Raw genomic sequence first — 19022 nt, forward strand, 5'->3', positions numbered from 1 at the left:
CCTCACACCCTTCCGGTCGTCGCGGCGTCGAGGTCCGCCGACTCGATGCGCGTCAGGTCCGCGGAGGGGTCGGCCGCCAGCCGCCGCGCCTGCGCCTCGCGGGCCTTCTCCAGGATGGTGCGGATCTCGCGGGCGTTGCCCCAATCCTCGCGCCGGGCGTTCTCGGCGAGCCAGCCGGTCAGGCGGGCGTCGAGGGGATCGGGAAGCACGAAGGATTGCTGGGCCGCCATGCGCCTCAGGATCGCCTCGAGTTCGCCCACCGCGTAGGCGGGGAAGTCGATGGTCTTGGTGAAGCGGCTGGCCAGCCCCGGGTTGGTGCTGATGAACCGGCGCATCTCGTTCGGGTAGCCCGCCGCGATCACGATGATGCGGTCGCGGTGGTCCTCCATGAACTTCAGCAGCGTGTCGATCGCCTCGCGCCCGAACGAGCCGCCCTCCTGCCCGTCCGCCAGCGCGTAGGCCTCGTCGATGAACAGGATGCCGTCGAGGGCCTCCTTGCACTTGTCGAGCGTCTTGGCGGCGGTCTGGCCGACATAGCCGGCCACCAGGCCCGAGCGGTCGGTCTCGACGAGGTGGCCCTTGCGCAGCACGCCCAGGCCCCGGAAGATCTCGCCGAGCGCGCGGGCGACCTGGGTCTTGCCGACGCCGGGCGGGCCGGTGAATACCATGTGCAGGCTCATCGGGGAGACCGGCAGGCCCTGCTCGCGCCGCTTCTGCTCGACCTGCAGGCGCGAGATCAGGGTGTTGACCTCCTCCTTCACGGGCGCGAGGCCGATCATCCCGTCGAGCTCGGCCAGGGCGGCCTCCGCCGGGCGCTGGGCCTGCGCCCTCTCCGGGACCCGCAGGAGCGGCAGGGGGGCCGTGGCCTCCTGCTTCTGGCCGGGGAGCGCGAAGCCGAGCGCGCTCTGGAAATCCGCGACCTCGATCCGGAAGAGATCGGCCTCCGGGTGGCTGGCGATGCGCATCGCCTGGGCCTCCCGCGTCTTCTCCAGCAGGGTCCGGATCTCGCGGGCGTTGCCCCAATCCTCGCGCCGGGCATTCTCGGCGAGCCACGGGGACAGGCGCACCTCGATGTCCTCGGGCAGCTGGAACGATTGCTTGGCCGCCATGGCGCGCAGGATCGCCCCCATCTCGGCGGGGTCGTAGGCGGGGAAGTCGATGGTCTTGGTGAAGCGGCTGGCCAGTCCCGGGTTGGTGCCGATGAACCGGCGCATCTCGTTCGGGTAGCCCGCCGCGATCACGATGATGCGGTCGCGGTGGTCCTCCATGAACTTCAGCAGCGTGTCGATCGCCTCGCGCCCGAACGAGCCGCCCTCCTGCCCGTCCGCCAGCGCGTAGGCCTCGTCGATGAACAGGATGCCGTCGAGGGCCTCCTTGCACTTGTCGAGCGTCTTGGCGGCGGTCTGGCCGACGTAGCCGGCCACCAGGCCCGAGCGGTCGGTCTCGACGAGGTGGCCCTTGCGCAGCACGCCCAGGCCCCGGAAGATCTCGCCGAGCGCGCGGGCGACCTGGGTCTTGCCGACGCCGGGCGGGCCGGTGAACACCATGTGCAGGCTCATCGGAGAGGCCGGCAGGCCCTGCTCGCGCCGCTTCTGCTCGACCTGCAGGCGCGAGATCAGCTTGTTGACCTCCTCCTTCACCGGGGCGAGGCCGATCATCCCGTCGAGTTCGTCGAGCGCGTCCTGGGTCGGGCGCACCGGCGCCTTCTGCCCCGTGCGCAGCAGCCGCAGCGAGCCGACGGCGGCGCCGCCGGTCGCCACCAGCACGTCCTGACTCTGCGCGAGGCGGGCCGCCACGTAGGTCAGCGCCGCGCCCGCCGCCAGGATGGCGAGCACGGTCGCGGCCTTGAGCAGGACCGGGCCGGCCCCGCCGGCCCCCGCGCCGAACCACGCGAGCGGGCTGCTCTGGGGATTGATCAGCCACGCGCTCAGCACCGCCGCCGCCACCGAGATCACGAAGAATCCCAGCATCGGCCGGTCGCGGAAGAACGTCTTCATCGGGGAAGCCCTCGTCGCGTCGGAGGTCCGGATCGGGGTCGGTTGCGAAGGGTCAGCAGAGGTTGCGCGGCTGCCAGACCACGCTGATCGCCGCGGTGCCGGTCGCCGGGTCGAAGCGCCAGCCGGGGGACAGGTAGACGCCGAGATTCGCGGGATCGCCCTCGACCGTGAGCGTGCCGCGCCCCTCCGGATACGGCGCCGGATAGGGCAGGGCGACGCGCTGCACCGCGTCCGTCGGAACGATCTCGGGCGAGACGTAGCTGCCGGAGCGGATCCGGATGGGCGCGCGCGACGGTCCCGCCCGCGCCACGCTCACCACGGCCAAAGGTGCGCGGCAGGACCTCGCATCCTGGACGAGCTGCGGCGCGCGGCCCGGGATCAGCGTGCCGGCGGCGGCGGCGAGCTCCGCGGGGGCGACGCCGCCGAGTTCGAACGAGCCCGCCGGGGCGGCGCCGCTCGCGAACAACCCGATCAGGAGGATCCCGGTGGCGAGCCCGCCGGCCGCCCCTACCACGGCCGGTCTCACGGGAAGGCCGGGCTTCTCCGCGGCGCGGTCCGGCCCTCGGGCGGCTTGCGCGATCATCGTGGCGTCCTCCTGCATTCGGTGCGGCGATTGCACGCGACGACTGTCATCAGCATAACGAATTCCAGTGTCGGTGAGAATTCGCACCCACGTCGCCGTTTGGCCGCAGCTTCGGCCGCACTATTTTGGCGCTGATCGATACGTGTTGGCCAAGATCGCGCTTCTCAACACGTCACTCGACCGACGGCCGGGCGAATCGCAAGAACCCGTGCCCTCTTACGAAGGCATAGTGTCGGTGATGGCTCGGTTGACGAAGTTGGTCGCGTCCAGCCAAGATGGGCGGAAGCGCGAGATGCAGCATGATACGCCCCATCTGCGGGATCCTCTTGCTTGGATTGACCTCCTGCCAGGGGCAGCAAGGCCCGCCCGGGCCACCGGGACCGGCGGGGCCCAAGGGCGATGCCGGCCCGCCCGGACCGGCCGCGGAGGCCGGCCCGGCCATCCGCGCTCTCACCAACACTTGCGAGCGCAGCAGGCCGGCGCCGGGATGCCGCACCACCTGCCAGCCGGACGAGGTGGTCCTGAACGCCTTCTACATCGGGGCGTCGACCGCGCCGGTGGTGATTCGCGACGGCGACGGCCTGTCCGTCTTCGCCGCGCCCGGCACGACGATCGCGATGTACTGCGTGAAGCGCGGCTTCGTCGTGAAGTGACGCGGATGAGCCTCGGCGCACGGACGAGTCCGCCGGCCTCTGGGGCAGCGCTCCTCGCGGTGCGGGTGGGCCGCGGGACGTGGAGGGCGCGGCCGTCGATCGGGGTCGCGGGACCCGACGGTCGAGGTCCGCCTCAGAACAGGAAGTAGCGCTGCGCCATCGGCAGCACCTCGGCCGGCTCGCAGACCAGCAGCTGCCCGTCCGCCCGCACGTCGTAGGTCTCGGGATCGACCTCGATCACCGGCGTGGCGTCGTTGAGGATCATGCTGCGCTTGCCGATGCCGCCGCGCACGTTCTCCACCGCGACCAGCTCCTTCTGCACGCGCAGCTGCTCGCGCAGGCCCGCCTCCACGGCCGCCTTCGACACGAAGGTGAGCGAGGTCGTGGCCGGCACGCGGCCGAAGGAGCCGAACATCGGCCGGTAATGCACCGGCTGCGGGGTCGGGATCGAGGCGTTGGGATCGCCCATCGGCGCCGTCGCGATGGTGCCGCCCTTGATCACGAGGTCCGGCTTCACGCCGAAGAAGGCCGGCGACCACAGCACGAGATCCGCGAGCTTGCCCGGCTCGACCGAGCCGATGTGCCGCGAGACGCCGTGCGCGATGGCGGGGTTGATCGTGTACTTCGCCACGTAGCGCCGGGCGCGCAGGTTGTCGTTGTCGCCGGTCTCGCCCGGCAGCGCGCCGCGCTGGCGCTTCATCTTGTCGGCGGTCTGCCAGGTGCGGATCACCACCTCGCCGACCCGGCCCATCGCCTGGCTGTCGGAGGACATGATCGAGAGCGCGCCGAGGTCGTGCAGGATGTCCTCGGCGGCGATCGTCTCCTTGCGGATGCGGCTCTCCGCGAAGGCGAGATCCTCGGGGATCGACGGCGACAGGTGATGGCAGACCATCAGCATGTCGAGGTGCTCGTCGATGGTGTTCCTCGTGTAGGGCCGGGTCGGGTTGGTGGAGGAGGGCAGGACGTTGGGCAGCCCCGCCACCTTGATGATGTCCGGCGCGTGCCCGCCGCCCGCGCCCTCGGTGTGGAAGGCGTGGATGGTGCGGCCCTTGAAGGCCGCGATCGTGTCCTCGACGAAGCCCGACTCGTTGAGGGTGTCGGTGTGGATCATGACCTGCACGTCGTGGGCGTCCGCGACCGTGAGGCAGCAATCGATCGCGGCGGGCGTGGTGCCCCAATCCTCGTGCAATTTGAGCGCGCAGGCGCCGGCCCGGATCATCTCCTCCAGGCTCTCGGGCCGCGAGGCGTTGCCCTTGCCCGCGAAGGCGAGGTTCATCGGGAAGGCGTCGGCGGCCTCGATCATCCGGGCGATGTGCCAGGGGCCCGGCGTGCAGGTGGTCGCGAAAGTGCCGTGGGCCGGGCCGGTGCCGCCGCCGAGCATCGTGGTGACGCCCGAGGTCAGTGCCTCCTCGATCTGCTGCGGGCAGATGTAGTGGATGTGGCTGTCGAAGCCGCCGGCGGTCAGGATCTTGCCCTCGCCGGCGATCACCTCGGTGCCGGGCCCAACCACGATGGTGACCCCGTCCTGGATGTCCGGGTTGCCGGCCTTGCCGAGCGCCGCGATCCGCCCGCCTTTGAGGCCGACATCGCACTTCACCACGCCCCAATGGTCGAGGACGACGGCGTTGGTGATCACCGTGTCGACGGCGCCGGCCGCGTTGCTGGCCTGCCCCTGGCCCATCCCGTCGCGGATGACCTTGCCGCCGCCGAACTTCACCTCCTCGCCGTAGCGGGTGTGGTCGTGCTCGACCTCGATCACGAGGCAGGTGTCGGCGAGCCGGATGCGGTCGCCCTTGGTCGGGCCGAACATGCCCGCGTAGGCGGCGCGGGAGAGGCTCGCGGGCTTGGGCGTGTTGGACATCAGACCGCTCTCCGCACCGCGATGGCCGTTTGATCGAAGATCGATTCGAGGGTCGCGCTCGTGCCGCGGCACCCGGCCACGACCCGCTCCGCCCAGGTGACGTAGTCAAGGACATGCGTCCGGTCCCAGCCCTCGGGTGGGCTGGCCGCCAAGGATCGGAGATTGCTGATCTTGTCGGCGAGTTTGATGATCCTGGCACCCGGTGACGCGCTTTGCGCCCGCGCGACCTGGAGAAGCTTGCGCTCCGCTTTGGGGAGCGATTTGTCGTCAGTGACTTCCGCGAGGTGGTTCACGTACGGCTCGCGCGCGGCGCCCTTCCTGCGCTGACCCGTGTGGCGCCGGGCCGCGAAGTCGGCCGCCCGGGTCACGAGGGCGATCTCATCGCGCAGGAGCGTGTCTTCGAGGCTCACAGCGATCCCATCACGTCGCCGCGGAAGCCGTAGACCGCCCGCGACCCGCCGAGGGGCACCAGCGTCACCTCGCGGGTGGCGCCCGGCTCGAAGCGCACCGCCGTTCCGGGCGCGATGTCGAGGCGCTGGCCGCGGGCCTTGTCGCGGTCGAAGCGCAGCGCCGGGTTCACCTCGAAGAAATGGTAGTGCGAGCCGACCTGGATCGGCCGGTCGCCGGTATTGGCGACCTCGATCACGGTGCGCGGCGCGCCCGCGTTGAACACGATCTCACCCGGCGGCGTGGTCACGGCGCCCGGCACGTCGGCGGAGGGCGCGCCGCGGATCGGGTGGTGCACCGTCACGAGCTTGGTCCCGTCCGGGAAGGTCGCCTCGACCTGGATGTCGTGGATCATCTCCGGCACGCCCTCCATCACCTGGGAGGCGTCGAGAACCTGGGCGCCGGCCTGCATCAGGTCGGCGACGCTGCGCCCGTCGCGGGCGCCCTCGACCACGAAGTCGGTGATCAGCGCCACCGCCTCGGGGAAGTTCAGCTTCACGCCGCGGGCGAGGCGGTTGCGCGCCACCTGCGCCGCCATGGCGACGAGGAGCTTGTCCTTCTCCCGGGGGGTCAGCAGCACGGGCGCGTCCTCACGATTCGGGCCTGATCCATCCTTGTCGAGGCTTGGCGGTGAGGCAAGAAGCGCGCCGCCCTCAGGTCTGCCAGACGCGCGGCAGCGGCAGGCGGCGGAAGCCTTCGAGGATCCGGGTCGCGGCGCGGCGCAGGGGATCGCCCGAGGGCGCCAGCAGGCGCAGGCAGAGGAGGCCGTTCCAGGCGCTCGCCCCGGCCTCGACGCCGAGATCTGCGCAGCCGGCCGCCTCGATCAGGCTCCGCGCCTCCTCGATGCGCGCCTCCGCGTCGGGCGCGAGGTGGACCATCGTCGCGAGTGCCCGCGCCCCGCCGCCGAGCGCCGGGCGGGCGAGGAGCGCGGCGACCGGGCCGTCGAGGCGCAGCGTGTCCGCGTAGGCGAGGCGGCCTCCCCGGGAGAGCCGCCACGCATCCTCCAGGAGGCCGGTCTCCACGCTCTCCCCTCGGGCGATGCGTCCGAAGACCAGGGTCTCGAACAGGGTCAGCGTCGCGTCCGGGGCGATCTCCGCGGTCAGGCGCCGGCGCAGGCGCGCGCCGTCGTACAGGATCGTCTCCTGCGGCAGCCAGGCGAGGCGGCTGCCCGCCGCGAGGCGCAGGGAGGCGGCGATCTCCGTGACCGGACCGTCGGAGCGGTAGATCTTCTCCGCCGCCGTGGTGGTGAGGACGAGGTCCGCGCCCTCGTGGAGATCGGCCGCGACGGCGAAGCGGTCGCCGCAGGCGATGCCGCCGGCACTGTTGAGGAACACGCCTTCGAGGGCCGCGCCCTCGACGCGCGGCAGGCGCAGGCGCAGCGGGCCGCTCTCGGCGAGGTCGGTGAGGCGCGTGGCGCCGCCGGTCATCCGGCCGGCCGAGAGCGCGACGCGTCCGTCGGAGCGCTGCCGCTGCGGGGCGGAGGAGGGGAGGGCGGCCATCGCTCCTTTAAGCGTCGCCGTGGCCGCCGGCGCAAGTCGCCTCCGGGCCGCGATCGGAGTAGCCTTCGGTCAAGACCTGATCGCGGAGGAGCGCATGTCCGAGGTCATCGACGAACCCACCTGCCGCGTCGTGGCGGCGGGCGACGCCTTCGTGGGCAAGCAGGCCCTGACCTACCGGCCCGGCATCTCGGCCGAGTCGGTCGGATCGCGCGGGATCCACCTCCAGACCGTGAGCATGCCGCCGGGCGCGCGGGCCAAAGCGCACCTGCACGAGGGCCACGAGACTGCGCTGCACGTGCTGAGCGGGGTCGCGGGCATGTGGTACGGCCCGCGCCTGGAGCACCACATGTGGAACCGCGCCGGTGATTACGTCTACATCCCGGCCGGGATGCCGCACCTTCCCTACAACGCCAGCCCGACCGAGACCGTGGTGGCCGTCATCGCGCGCACGGACCCGAACGAGCAGGAGAGCGTGGTGCTGCGGCCGGACCTGGACGAGGTCAGGCCCGCGGGCGAGGACCCGATGGCGTGAGGCGGGGAGGTGGAACCCTCCCCGCAGAGGGGGGAGGTTTCGCGCGCGCCCTTCAGAGCTGCGTCGGGCGCCCGGCGGCCACCACCAGCAGCCGCCCGTCGCCCAGCGTGCGCGCGGCGGCCCGGCGGATGTCGTCCTGGGTCACCGCCGCGATCAGGCCGTTGCGGCGGCCGATATAGTCGATGCCGAGTCCCTCGAACGCCACCTGCACCAGCTGGTGGGCGATCTTCGTCGAGGTGTCGAAGCCGAGCGCGTAGGACCCCGTGAGGTAGTCCTTGGCCTTCTGCAGCTCCTCGTCCCCCGGGCCCTCGCGGGTGAGCCGGGCGATCTCCTCGCCGATCACCGCCACCGCCTCGGCCACGCGCTCGTTCTTCGTCGCGGTGTAGCCCCAGGTCATGGAGGCGGCCCGGTGGCTCACCAGCGAGGTGCCCACCGAGTAGGCGAGGCCGCGCTTCTCGCGCACCTCCTGGAACAGCCGCGACGTGAAGGCGCCGCCGCCCAGGATGTGGTTGAGCACGTAGGCCGGGATGAAGTCCGGGTCGCGCCACGGCACACCGTCGGTGCCGAAGCGGATCACCGATTGCGGCACGTCGAGGTCGACCACGATCCGCTGGCCGAGGCCGGCGATCCGGGTCGCGGGCACCGGGGCGAGCGCCCCGCCCTCGGGCAGGCGGCCGAATGCCTTGTCGAGGGCGCGCTGGAGGGCGGCCTCGCCGATCGCCCCCACCGCCGCGACCTTGACGCGGCCGCGGCCGATCAGGCGGCGGTGCAGGGCGACGAGGTCGTCGCGGGTGATAGCCGCCACGCTCTCCAGGGTGCCGCCGGAGGGCCGGCCGTAGGGATGGTCCGGATAGGCCTCGGCGAAGAAGCGGCGGGAGGCCATCACGCCGGGATCATTCTGCTGGTAGCGGATGCCGGCCAGCATCTGCCCGCGCACCCGCTCGACCGCCCCGTCGTCGAAGCGCGGCTCGGCCAGCGCCAGGGCGAGGAGGTCCACCGCGTCGTCGGCGTGCTTCACCAGCATCTTCAGCGAGCCGCCGATCGCGTCGGGGCCGGCGTGGAAGCTCAGCTCGATCGCCCGGGCGGCAAGGCGCTCCTGGAACGCGTCGGAATCGTAGGGGCCCGCGCCCTCGTCGAGGAGGCGCGAGAGCATCTGCACCGCGCCCGACTTGCCGACCGGGTCCTGCGCGGCGCCGCCCTCGAAGGTGAAGGCGATCGCGATCAGCGGGACGACGGGCGATTCCACGTGCCAGGCCTCGACGCCGCTCGCGGAGAGGACGGGCCGGGCCAGGGTCGGGGAGGAGGCGGAGCCGAGGGTGGCGGAGCGGGAGGGGGCGTCGGCGGCCAGGGTCATGGGGACCTCTTCTGTGTCGGGTCAGCGCGAGGGGCGGCGGTCGACGCGCCTCAGGCGTCCCGGGCCTTGGTCAGGTAGCCGGTGACGGAGCGGGCGGGAACGAGGTAGCGCTCGGCCACCGCGGCGATCCCTGCCGGCTCCACGGCCTCGATGGCGGCGGGCCAGGTCCGCACCTCGTCGATGCTCTCGCCGATGGCCAGCGCCGAGCCGTAGATCCGGGCGAGCGACGACTGGCTGTCCGAGGAGTAGACCGTTTCGGCCACGAGACGGGTCTTGCCGCGCTCCACCGCCTCGGCCCCGAGCGCCTCGGCCGGCAGCCGCCGCAGCGTCGCGTCCATCGCCTCCTCCAGCGCTTCCAGGGACACGCCCTCGGCCGGCACCGCGTAGACCGAGAAGCGGGTGTCGTCCATGGCCGAGCCCATGTACCAGGCCCCGGCATTCACCGCGACGCCCTGCTCCATCACCAGGGAGCGGTAGAGGTAGGAGGTCGGCCCCCCGCCCATCACCTCGGCGAGGAGTTCGAGGGCGTGGCCCTCGCCCTCGCGGGCGGTGATGCAGGAGGGGGTGAGGTAGAGCCGCTGCAAGGTCGGCTGCTCGACCTTCGGGTCGGCGACGCTGAGGCGCCGCGCCGCCCGGGGCTCGGGCTCGCGGGTCCGCTCGCGGACCGGGCGGGCGCCGCGCGGCGCCACCTGGCCGTAGGTCGCCTCGGCGAGGCGCCGCACCTCGTCGCCGGTGACGTCGCCGGCCACCACCAGGATCGCGTTCTCGGGCGTGTAGAAGCGCCGGTAATAGGCGAGCGCGTGCTCGCGGTTGAGATCCTCGATCTCGTGCATCCAGCCGATGATCGGGACCCCGTAGGGGTGGTGCACGAAGAGCGAGGCCGCCATGGCCTCGGAGAGCTGCGCGCTCGGGTCGGTCTCGACCCGCATGCGGCGCTCCTCCAGCACCACGTCGCGCTCCGGCGCCACCACGGCGTCGTCGAGGACGAGGCCGGTCATCCGGTCGGCCTCGAACTCCATCATGGTCCGCAGGTTGTCGCGGGCGACGCGCTGGAAATACGCGGTGTAGTCGAAGGACGTGAAGGCGTTCTCCTGGCCGCCCAGGTTCGACACCGCCTTCGAGAAGGCGCCCACCGGGTGCTTCTCGGTGCCCTTGAACATCAGGTGCTCGAGGAAGTGGGCGATGCCGGACTGGCCGCGCGGATCATCCGCCGAGCCGTTGCGGTACCAGATCATGTGGGTGATGACGGGGGCCCGGTGGTCGGGGATGACCACCACGTCGAGCCCGTTGTCCAGCACGAAGGAGGCGACCTCCGGCCCGCCCGCCTCGGCCCGCCCGGACGCGCCCGCATCCAGGCGCAGGATCGGGCCTGGGCGGCCCGTGGGGCGAAGAAGGGGGCGCGTCCGTGAGTGCATCCTGATGTCCCTTGCGAGGGCTGCCGCAACCGCCCCAGATGATGGTGAACCGCGTGTGTGAACGAAACCCCTTGGGCGCCATTCGCCGCGCGCCGTGCGCTTCGGATGTATGGCGATTCACCACGCCTTCTAGAACATTTTAAGGCGGAGGGGTCGCCTCCGCCTAGGAATAGTCAAGCGTTTAGGTCGACCGCGAAGGTTCAACGCCGTGCCGCGAGGTTGAGAAGCTTGGCGTTGCCTTGGCCGTCACTGGCGCTGTGAGCGCAGATAGGCGAGCGGGTCGGCCTCGCCGCGGTCGCTGATCGGCATGCCCTTGGGCTCGCTGTCCGAGCGGACCAGCCTGCCGTTCGGTGCCGCACGGTAACCGGTGGGGGGATCGGTGAGGATGTCGCGGCTCGGCTCGACGGCGGAGGGCGTGGCCTCCTCGTCCTTCTTGCCCTTGAACAGCTCCAGGGGATTCATCCAGGTCGCCTCGCGGACGTTGTCGCCCGGCTTGTAGGTCGGCTCCCGGGTCACGCCCGCGCCCTCGCGCCGCCCGGCCCGCATCTCCTGGATCGACAGCGTCGTGTTGTTGTCGCTCATCCGGCCCTGCTCGCCGCGCATGCCGCGGGGCTTGGACTCGTCCGCCGCGCGGCGGGCGCGCGCCACCGATTCGGGATCGGACGGCCATTGCGGGGCCTCCTCGCGCACCGCGCCGCGGGCGACCGGCGGGGGCAGGGCGGCCTTGTCCATCTTCGGCGGCAGCACCAGGGGCGCCCGCTCGCGATAGGTGATCGCCGGGCGCTCGGGCTCGATCAGGCCGATCGAGGACAGCGCCTTCTTCATGAACACGCCGTCCTCCGCCCGTGCGCCCGGCGCGGCGCCGGCGAGAAGGACCGCCGCGAGGGCGAGGATCGTGCGCTGGTGTCTCATGCTGTCTCCCCGATGCCCGCCGGCTCGACGGTGGGCTCCGCGTGGGCGCGGTTTCGGGCGAAGGTATGACGCGGCCCCGGTGCGCCGCAACGCGCGCCGCTCCTGTGGTGGAGGAAGCACACAGGCTTCGCCGGGCGGCGGTCAGGCGTCGGAGCGGAGCTCGGGCGGGTCGCGCCGCTCGATCCAGATCGCGTCGTAGAGGAGGCCGCCCACGCCCGCCACGATGCCCGCATCGGCCACGTTGAACACGTACCAGGACCAGATCCCCGCGTGCAGGTGGACGAAGTCGAACACCGCCCCGTAGGCGACCCGGTCGATGGCGTTGCCGATCGCGCCCCCGACGATGAGCCCGAGCGAGGCGGCGAGCAGCCGGGTGCGCGTGCGCGCCATCCAGGCGGTCAGCGCGGCGGCGGCGAGGACCGACACCGCGACGAGGAGCCAGCGCCCGAGCTCCGTGTGCTGCTGCAGCAGCCCGTAGGAGACACCGTGATTCCAGACCACCACCAGCTGCGCGAAGGGCGCGAGGACGATCGGCTGGGTCAGGGGCAGGTCGGTCCCGAACAGGAGGCCGAGCTTCGTCGCCTGGTCGAGGACCAGCGTCGCGGCCGCGACCGCGAGGCCGAGGGTCAGGGGGCGCATCGGGGGAGGGCTCCGCGGGAGAGGGGCGCCGGCGCCCGCCCGCTCATGCCGTCGCCTCGGCGCGGTGCGCGTCCCACTCGCGCAGGGCCTGCGCGTCGCGGGGCGTCACGTCGGGGTAGTCCGGGTCGCTGCCGACGCTCGGCAGCACCTTCCAGGACCGGGCGCATTTGCGGCCCTCGGCCAGGGCGGGCTCGACCGCGACGCCGCGCACGTCCTCCAGGCGGAAGGCCTCCGCCGGACCCTCGCCGGCCTCGATCCGGATCGCCGAGGTGATGCAGACCTCCGCGAAATCGATCCCGTCGAGGGCCGCGCGCAGCTCCGGATCGGCCACGTGGACGACCGGGGCCGCCTCCAGGCTCGCGCCGATGCGCTTTCCCGCCCGCTCGATCTCCAGCGCCCCGGTCACGACCCGCCGCACCCGCCGGATCTTCGCCCAGCGGGCGGCGAGCGCCTCGTCGCGCCAGCCCGCCGGGGTCTCCGGCAGGGTCTGGAGATGCACCGAGCCGTCCGCGGAGGGGTGGCGCGACAGCCACGCCTCCTCGGCCGTGAAGGCCAGGACCGGCGCGAGCCACACGATGACCCGCCGGAAGGTCTCGTCGACGACGGTGAGGGCGGCCTTGCGCACCGTGCTCGACAGCGGGTCGCAGTAGAGCGCGTCCTTGCGCACGTCGAAGTAGAAGGACGAGAGGTCGCCGGTCATGAAGCCGTTGAGGAGCGCCACCACCCGCTTGAAGTCGTAGGCCGCGTAGGCCTCGCGGATCTCGCCGTCGAGCTCGGCGAGGCGATGCAGGATGAAGCGCTCCAACTCCGGCATCTCGGCCTCCGGGACGCGGTCCTCCGGCCGGTGATGGGCCAGCGTGCCCAGCATCCAGCGCAGGGAGTTGCGCAGCTTCCGGTAGGTCTCCGAGAAGGTCTTGATGATCGGCGGGCCGATGCGGAGGTCGTCCGTGTAGTCGGAGGCCGCCACCCAGAGCCGCAGGATGTCGGCGCCCGAGGCCGCGATCACGTCCTGGGGCGCCACCACGTTGCCGCGCGACTTCGACATCTTCTCGCCCTTGGGGTCGAGGACGAAGCCGTGGGTGAGCACCACGTCGTAGGGGGCGCGGCCGCGGGTGCCGCAGGATTCGAGCAGCGAGGAGTGGAACCAGCCGCGATGCTGGTCGGACCCCTCCAGGTACATCACCGTGTCCTGGCCCCCGTCGCGCCGGCGCCGGATTCCGGCAAGGCCCGGGAAGGCCACCGGATCCTCCAGCGTGAAGGCGTGGGTCGAGCCGGAATCGAACCAGACGTCGAGGACGTCCGTCACCTTCTCGTAATCCGCCGGGTCGTGGTCGGGCGCGAGGAAGCGGGCGCCGTCCGCATCCGCGAACCACGCATCGGCGCCCTCGGCCGCGAAGGCCGCGGCGATGCGGGCGTTGACCCGCTCGTCGCGCAGGATCTCGCTCGTGCCCCTGCGCACGAAGACCGTGATCGGCACGCCCCAGGCGCGCTGGCGCGACACCACCCAGTCGGGGCGGTTGGCGATCATGCCGGTGATGCGGTTCTGGCCCTGCGGCGGCACCCAGGCGGTGGCGGCGATCTCGCGGAGCGCCACCCCGCGCAGGGTCTCGCCGCCGAGGGCCGGGACCGGCGCGTCCATGGCGATGAACCATTGCGGCGTGTTGCGGAAGATGACGGGCTTCTTCGAGCGCCAGGAATGCGGGTAGCTGTGCTTGAGGGTGCCGCGGGCCACCAGCGTCCCGGCCGCGGTCAGCGCCGCGATCACCGCCTTGTTGGCGTCGCCCTTCTCGCCCTTCTCCGTGAGCACCCGGCGGCCGGTCAGGCCGTGGGCCTCCTCGGTGAGAACGCCGTCCGCGTCGACCGTGTAGGGGATCGCCACGTCGAGGCCCCGCTCGCGCAGGGCCCGGCCGTTCGCCATCCAGACCTCGAAATCCTCGCGGCCGTGGCTCGGCGCCGTGTGGACGAAGCCGGTGCCGGCCTCGTCGGTCACGTGCTCGCCCTCCAGCATCGGCACCGGGAAGCCGTAGCCGGCGTTCCAGCGGGCGAGCGGGTGGGCCAGGGTCAGCCCCGCCAGAACCTCGGGAGCAACGTCGGCCACGCGCTCATAAGCATCGACCCGAGCGGCCTTGAAGACGTCGCTCGCGAGTTCGTCAGCAACAATGCAACGAAAATCAGGTTGAACCCAGTTCTCTTCAGGTGCGGCAGTGACACGATACAGTCCGTATTTTACTTTTCTTGAGTAGGCCACGGCCCGGTTGGCCGGGATGGTCCAGGGGGTGGTGGTCCAGATGACGACATGGGCGCCCTCGAGCGCCGGATCGCCGGTGGTGACGACCGGGAACGCGGCCCAGATCGTGTCGCTGACGTGGTCCTCGTACTCGACCTCGGCCTCGGCGAGGGCGGTCTTCTCGACGACCGACCACATCACCGGCTTCGAGCCGCGATAGAGCTGGCCGGTCATCGCGAAGGCCATCAGCTCGCGGGCGATCTGCGCCTCGGCCTCGTACGCCATGGTGGCGTAGGGATGGTCCCAGTCGCCGGTCACGCCGAGGCGCTTGAACTCCTCGCGCTGCACCGAGAGCCAGTGCTCCGCGAAGGCGCGGCACTCGCGGCGGAACTCGACGACCGGCACCTCGTCCTTGTTGAGGCCCTTCGCGCGGTACTGCTCCTCGATCTTCCACTCGATCGGCAGGCCGTGGCAGTCCCAGCCCGGCACGTAGTTGGCGTCGCGGCCGAGCACGCCGGCGGCACGCACCACCACGTCCTTCAGGATCTTGTTGAGCGCCGTGCCGATGTGGATGTGCCCGTTGGCGTAGGGCGGCCCGTCGTGGAGGACGAATTTCGGGCGCCCGGCGGCAGCGGCGCGGATGCCGCCGTAGAGGTCGATCGCCTGCCAGCGCTTCAGGATCTCCGGCTCGCGCTCAGGGAGGCCAGCGCGCATCGGGAAATCCGTGCGGGGCAGGAACAGCGTCTCGGAATAGTCGCGCCCGGAGGCGGGCAGGGGCTCGGTCATGGTCGGAGACTCGGGAGAGGCGGGCACCGCGGCGGAGTGAGGCCGGGACCCTCGTCGTGCAATCGCTCGGGCAACGGGATCCCGGCCCCCGCAGGGCCGCCGTCGCGGCCCTCAGGCGGAAGCCGGGCTCGTAATTCGCCGCGCGGGGCTCGGCCGGTGTTGCGATTCGGACATCCGGGGCTCATAGCAGGCGTAGGGTCGCGGGGGAAGCCGCCGGACTGGCGGGAACGTCCCGCGACCGCGAGACTTGACGGTGGGAACGCCGTCCCGACAGGAGGCCGTGATGCGTCCGCTCCTCGCCGCCCTCGTGCTCGCCGCCGCCTTCGGCGGCCCGGTCCTCGCCGCGGAGGTCCGCGGGCCGGTCGCGCCGCCCTCCGCGGCGCAGCGCAACGGCATGCCCTTCGCGGTCGGCACTCCCTACGACGACGTCGACGCCACCGGCACCCTCGCGCCGCCCGCCCCGGTGATGACGCCGGATTACGGCGGACCGGAGATCGATGTCGACGCGCCGCGCCTCGACCGGAGCGACCCGCACCTGCGCGAATTCGCGCCGGAATGATCGCCGGCTCGGTCCCGGCTCAGGCCAGGACCGACGGCACCGCGTCGCGGGCGAGCCGCGCGCGGGCCTGCGCGGCGTCCTCGTGCATCTGCGCCACCAGCGCCTCGGCGCTGTCGAACCGGGCCTCGCCGCGCAGGAAGGCGACGAACTCGACCGCGATCTCCCGCCCGTAGAGGTCGCCCGCGAAGTCGAACAGGGTGGTTTCGAGCAGGGGCGCGCCGTTGTCGAAGGTCGGCCGCCGTCCGTAGCTCGCCACGCCCTCGCGCAGGCTCCCGTCGGGCAGGCGCACCCGCACGGCGTAGATCCCGTGGGCGAGGCCGCAGGCGGGCAGCGCCATGTTGGCGGTCGGAAAGCCGAGGACCCGTCCGCGCTTGTCGCCGTGGCGCACCTCGCCGGTCACGAACCAGCGGAAGCCGAGCAGGTGGTTGGCGCGGGCGATGTCGCCCTCCGCCAGCGCCGCCCGGATCGCGCTCGACGAGACCGGCGCCTCGCCGCTCCCCGCCGCCACGGGAGCGATCACCCGGCAGGCGAGCCCGTGCTCGGCGCAGAGCGCCTGCAGGACGACGGGCGTGCCCTCGCGGCCGCGGCCGAAATGGAAGTCGTGGCCGATCACCACGCCCGACAAGCCGAGTTCGCCCCGGAGCAGGTCCCCCACGAAGGCGGCGGCCCCAGTCCCGGCGAGGCGCCCGTCGAAGCGGCGCAGGAAGACGCCGTCGAGGCCGAGCCGGGCCAGGATCGCGAGCTTCTCCGCCTCGCCGGTGAGGCGGAACATCGGCCGCTCGGGGGCGAAGAAGTCCCGCGGGTGGGGCTCGAAGGTGAGGACCGCGCTCGGCCGACCCGTCGCGGCGGCGAGCGCCCGGACCTCCTCGACCAACACGCGATGTCCCCTGTGGAGCCCGTCGAAATTGCCGATCGCCGCGACCGCGCCGCGCAGGACCGGGGGGACCGGTTCGCCGTCGCGGTTGACGATCAGGGCGGGACGAGGCGGGGCGGCGTCCGCGGCGCCCGGCGCGGCGGTCTCGTCGCTCGACGGCATGAGGCTCCGATCGTGTCAGCGCGGCGGTTGCGGCCAAGCCCGCCGCCGCGAGCCTCGCGGGAGAGGCTCCGGGCCGGGGCGGCGCGACCCTGTCGAAATCCGCCCCGGGGGTCAAGCGCGTCCCGCCGCGCGGTCCCGGGCCCGGGACCGCTACCCAATCCCCGGGCGTGCCGTTGGGGCGGGCGCGGCCCCGCGCCGCCGTCGCAGCGTCAGCCTTGCGGGCGTGCCTAAGTCGAAAGGCCAATCGGGCGCCAAGCCCGTGATTCCGTGGTGATTCCGGGGATGATCCCCGGCGGCCCGGGGCCGGTGGATTGCCGCCTCACCCGATTAACCGCTTCGCAAGGCCCCGGGACTACACGTTTGATCAGAAGCGCCGCCCGGTGCTTCCCCTCATCATCGCTGCGGGCCGGCACGCATGCCGAAAGCGCCCCGCCCGCCAACGGAGCCGGACTGATGGCCCTCGACCTCAGCATGCCGATCCTCGTCGTCGACGACTACCAGACGATGGTCCGCATCATTCGCAACCTTCTCAAGCAGCTCGGCTTCGAGGACGTGGACGATGCGTCCGACGGCACCGGCGCTCTGGCCAAGCTCAAGCAGAAGAAGTACGGCCTCGTGATCTCCGACTGGAACATGGAGCCGATGACGGGCTACGAGCTGCTGCGCCACGTCCGGGCGGATGACGGCCTGCGCACCACGCCGTTCATCATGGTGACGGCCGAGTCGAAGACCGAGAACGTCATCGCCGCCAAGAAGGCCGGCGTGAACAACTACATCGTGAAGCCCTTCAACGCGCAGACGCTGAAGACGAAGATCGAGGCGGTCTGCGGGGCCTGACGGCCCTGCGGCGCGCGCCGTCCCGGGCGGCACAGGCCGCGCCGCGCGGCGGGAGCCGCGGTGCGCGGCGAAAACCGCGCCTGGAGGATGCCAGCCGCGCCGAATCGACGAGGTGGCCGGGAACGGCCGCGGGATCCGTCGCGCTCCATTGCGGAGCGGCGACGGTGAGTCGAGGAGCGGTCCCTTGATCACCGACACAGCGGCTCGCCTGATCATGATGCTGACGAGACAGAAGAAAAATCAGGCCGCTCCGCCCGCCGGGGCCGCGAATGTCGATCCCGGTGCGATCGTGCAGGATCTCGTCGAGATCGCGGAGTACATCAAGCGCCTGAAGAAGGCGATCGCGCACCTGCGCGCGAACGAGCTCCGGCGGGACCGCCTGCCGATGGCGCACGACGAACTCGGCAGCGTCGTCACCGCCACGGCGAGCGCCACGAACCGGATCATGGAGATCGCGGAAGGCATCCTGGCCATCGAGGATGACACGCTGGACGGCTACCGCGCCAAGGTCGAGGCGGAGGTCTTCCAGATCTTCGAGGCCTGCACCTTCCAGGACATTACCGGGCAGCGGATCGCCAAGGTCGTCGACGCCCTCGGGCAGGTCGAGAAGCGCCTGTCCCACTTCGCCACCGTGGTGAAGGTCGGCGACGGCGAGGTGGAGCAGGACGAGGCGCGCAGGCAGGCCCGGCGGGAGGCGCTGCTGCTGAACGGGCCGCAGCTCAAGGGGCCGGAGACGCCCCAGGACGCGATCGACGCCCTGTTCTCCTGATCACCAGCGCAGCAGGTCGATCACCGCGTCCGGGTGCACCGGCTGGCGCTCCAGCCAGTCGGCGACCTCGCCGAGCGGCGCGCCGGCGTGGCAGCCCAGTTCCTCCGCGTGGATCCCGCGCGCCACCAGCAGGGAGGCGATGCCGAATCCGCTCGCCCCGGCGATGTCGGTGCGGATCGCGTCGCCGACCGCGAGCACGCGGTCCGGCGCGGCCGGCGCCGCGCCGTCGACGGACGCCGCCGTGGCGAGCGCGGCCTCGTAGACCGGCCGATGCGGCTTGCCCGCGTAGATCACCTCCCCGCCCATCGCCTCGTAGAGGCTCGCGAGCGCCCCCGCGCAGGGGATGAGCCGCGCGCCGCGCTCCACCACGAGGTCGGGATTGGCGCAGATCATCGGCAGCCCCCGCGCGCGGAGCGGCGCGAGGACCGGGCGGTAATCCTCGGGCGTCTCGACCTCGTCGTCGAACAGGCCGGTGCAGACCACGCGCTCGGCCGCCTCGGGGGCGGCGAGGCGCACGCCCAGATCCTCGAAGATCGGCAGGTCGCGCTCCGGGCCGAGATGGTAGAGCGGCGCCTCCGCCCGGGCCGCGATCAGCGCGCGGGTCAGGTCGCCCGAGGTGACGATCGCGTCGTAGGCGTCGCGGGGGATGCCGAATCCGTCGAGCTGCGCGCGCACGGATTCGCCGGGCCGCGGCGCGTTCGACACCAGGACCACCCGCCGCGGACGCTCGCCGGGCAGGGCGCGGAAGCGCGCCAGCGCCTCGTGGGCGCCGGGATGGGCGCGCGCGCCGTCGTGCAGCACGCCCCAGACGTCGCAGAGAATCACGTCGAAGCGCGGCGCCAGGTCCGCGATGCCCGCGATCACCGGGATGTCGCGCGGAGCGGGCTTGGATAGGGGTGACGCCATCCGGGATCCT

18 protein-coding genes are annotated in these 19022 nt (G+C 72.2%); 5 read left to right on the forward strand and 13 right to left on the reverse strand.

Annotated features, from left to right (window positions below; genetic code table 11):
• Nucleotides 1–2 precede the first annotated feature (2 nt).
• The gene (locus ACW9J6_RS18265; RefSeq protein ID WP_457117919.1) at nucleotides 3–1997 is read right to left on the reverse strand and encodes an AAA family ATPase; all 1995 of its coding nucleotides are present in this window, start codon (nucleotides 1995–1997) and stop codon (nucleotides 3–5) included.
• A gap of 52 nt (nucleotides 1998–2049) precedes the next feature.
• On the reverse strand, nucleotides 2050–2580 hold the full coding sequence (locus tag ACW9J6_RS18270) for a hypothetical protein (protein WP_457117920.1): 531 nt from the start codon (nucleotides 2578–2580) through the stop codon (nucleotides 2050–2052).
• 299 nt (nucleotides 2581–2879) lie between these two features.
• Here ACW9J6_RS18270 and ACW9J6_RS18275 point away from each other — a divergent pair, with 299 nt between their 5' ends.
• Entirely contained in the window at nucleotides 2880–3233 is a 354-nt protein-coding gene (locus ACW9J6_RS18275) for a hypothetical protein (protein ID WP_457117921.1), read from the forward strand.
• Between the two features lie 133 nt (nucleotides 3234–3366).
• On the opposite strand, the gene ureC is transcribed toward ACW9J6_RS18275, so the two are convergent.
• The 4 genes from ureC to ACW9J6_RS18295 form a co-directional block, all read right to left on the reverse strand.
• Nucleotides 3367–5094: an urease subunit alpha gene (ureC, locus tag ACW9J6_RS18280; RefSeq protein ID WP_457117922.1), complete on the reverse strand. Its 1728-nt coding sequence runs from the start codon at nucleotides 5092–5094 to the stop codon at nucleotides 3367–3369.
• Nucleotides 5094–5504: a phosphohydrolase gene (locus tag ACW9J6_RS18285; protein ID WP_457117923.1), complete on the reverse strand. Its 411-nt coding sequence runs from the start codon at nucleotides 5502–5504 to the stop codon at nucleotides 5094–5096. Before ACW9J6_RS18285 ends, ureC begins: the two co-directional genes overlap by 1 nt.
• Nucleotides 5501–6121, reverse strand: coding sequence for an urease subunit gamma (locus ACW9J6_RS18290; RefSeq protein WP_457117924.1), 621 nt, complete (start codon nucleotides 6119–6121; stop codon nucleotides 5501–5503). Before ACW9J6_RS18290 ends, ACW9J6_RS18285 begins: the two co-directional genes overlap by 4 nt.
• Before the next feature lie 73 nt (nucleotides 6122–6194).
• A complete protein-coding gene (locus ACW9J6_RS18295; RefSeq protein WP_457117925.1) occupies nucleotides 6195–7040 on the reverse strand; it encodes an urease accessory protein UreD in 846 nt (281 codons plus the stop codon).
• A gap of 94 nt (nucleotides 7041–7134) precedes the next feature.
• Between ACW9J6_RS18295 and ACW9J6_RS18300 the strand changes: the two genes are divergently transcribed.
• Nucleotides 7135–7572, forward strand: coding sequence for a cupin domain-containing protein (locus ACW9J6_RS18300; RefSeq protein ID WP_457117926.1), 438 nt, complete (start codon nucleotides 7135–7137; stop codon nucleotides 7570–7572).
• Nucleotides 7573–7624: 52 nt separating this feature from the next.
• On the opposite strand, the gene ACW9J6_RS18305 is transcribed toward ACW9J6_RS18300, so the two are convergent.
• The 5 genes from ACW9J6_RS18305 to ileS all read right to left on the reverse strand — a co-directional run bounded on the left by ACW9J6_RS18305 (nucleotide 7625) and on the right by ileS (nucleotide 14905).
• The gene (locus ACW9J6_RS18305) at nucleotides 7625–8926 is read right to left on the reverse strand and encodes a M16 family metallopeptidase (RefSeq protein ID WP_457117927.1); all 1302 of its coding nucleotides are present in this window, start codon (nucleotides 8924–8926) and stop codon (nucleotides 7625–7627) included.
• 50 nt (nucleotides 8927–8976) lie between these two features.
• Entirely contained in the window at nucleotides 8977–10341 is a 1365-nt protein-coding gene (locus ACW9J6_RS18310) for a M16 family metallopeptidase (RefSeq protein WP_457117928.1), read from the reverse strand.
• Between the two features lie 246 nt (nucleotides 10342–10587).
• Nucleotides 10588–11253, reverse strand: coding sequence for a hypothetical protein (locus ACW9J6_RS18315; RefSeq protein ID WP_457117929.1), 666 nt, complete (start codon nucleotides 11251–11253; stop codon nucleotides 10588–10590).
• A 141-nt stretch (nucleotides 11254–11394) separates the two neighbouring features.
• The gene (lspA, locus tag ACW9J6_RS18320; RefSeq protein ID WP_457117930.1) at nucleotides 11395–11892 is read right to left on the reverse strand and encodes a signal peptidase II; all 498 of its coding nucleotides are present in this window, start codon (nucleotides 11890–11892) and stop codon (nucleotides 11395–11397) included.
• Nucleotides 11893–11935: 43 nt separating this feature from the next.
• Nucleotides 11936–14905 carry an isoleucine--tRNA ligase gene (gene ileS / locus ACW9J6_RS18325; RefSeq protein ID WP_457117931.1) on the reverse strand — a complete coding sequence of 990 codons (2970 nt, stop codon included), beginning with the start codon at nucleotides 14903–14905 and terminating at the stop codon, nucleotides 11936–11938.
• A gap of 283 nt (nucleotides 14906–15188) precedes the next feature.
• Between ileS and ACW9J6_RS18330 the strand changes: the two genes are divergently transcribed.
• On the forward strand, nucleotides 15189–15464 hold the full coding sequence (locus ACW9J6_RS18330; protein ID WP_457117932.1) for a hypothetical protein: 276 nt from the start codon (nucleotides 15189–15191) through the stop codon (nucleotides 15462–15464).
• A 19-nt stretch (nucleotides 15465–15483) separates the two neighbouring features.
• Here the strand turns inward: ACW9J6_RS18330 and ACW9J6_RS18335 are convergent, their stop codons facing one another.
• Complete coding sequence (locus ACW9J6_RS18335) at nucleotides 15484–16500, reverse strand: bifunctional riboflavin kinase/FAD synthetase (protein WP_457117933.1); 1017 nt, start codon at nucleotides 16498–16500, stop codon at nucleotides 15484–15486.
• Nucleotides 16501–16953: 453 nt separating this feature from the next.
• On the opposite strand from ACW9J6_RS18335, the gene ACW9J6_RS18340 reads away from it, so the two are divergent.
• Nucleotides 16954–17337, forward strand: a complete 384-nt coding sequence (locus ACW9J6_RS18340) for a response regulator (protein WP_457117934.1) — start codon at nucleotides 16954–16956, stop codon at nucleotides 17335–17337.
• A 184-nt stretch (nucleotides 17338–17521) separates the two neighbouring features.
• The gene (locus ACW9J6_RS18345) at nucleotides 17522–18106 is read left to right on the forward strand and encodes a protein phosphatase CheZ (protein ID WP_457117935.1); all 585 of its coding nucleotides are present in this window, start codon (nucleotides 17522–17524) and stop codon (nucleotides 18104–18106) included.
• On the opposite strand, the gene ACW9J6_RS18350 is transcribed toward ACW9J6_RS18345, so the two are convergent.
• Entirely contained in the window at nucleotides 18107–19012 is a 906-nt protein-coding gene (locus ACW9J6_RS18350; protein ID WP_457117936.1) for a TIGR01459 family HAD-type hydrolase, read from the reverse strand. It lies immediately after the preceding gene.
• Between the last annotated feature and the right edge of the window lie 10 nt (nucleotides 19013–19022).

The sequence above is a fragment of the Methylobacterium sp. JK268 genome, assembly GCF_054052225.1.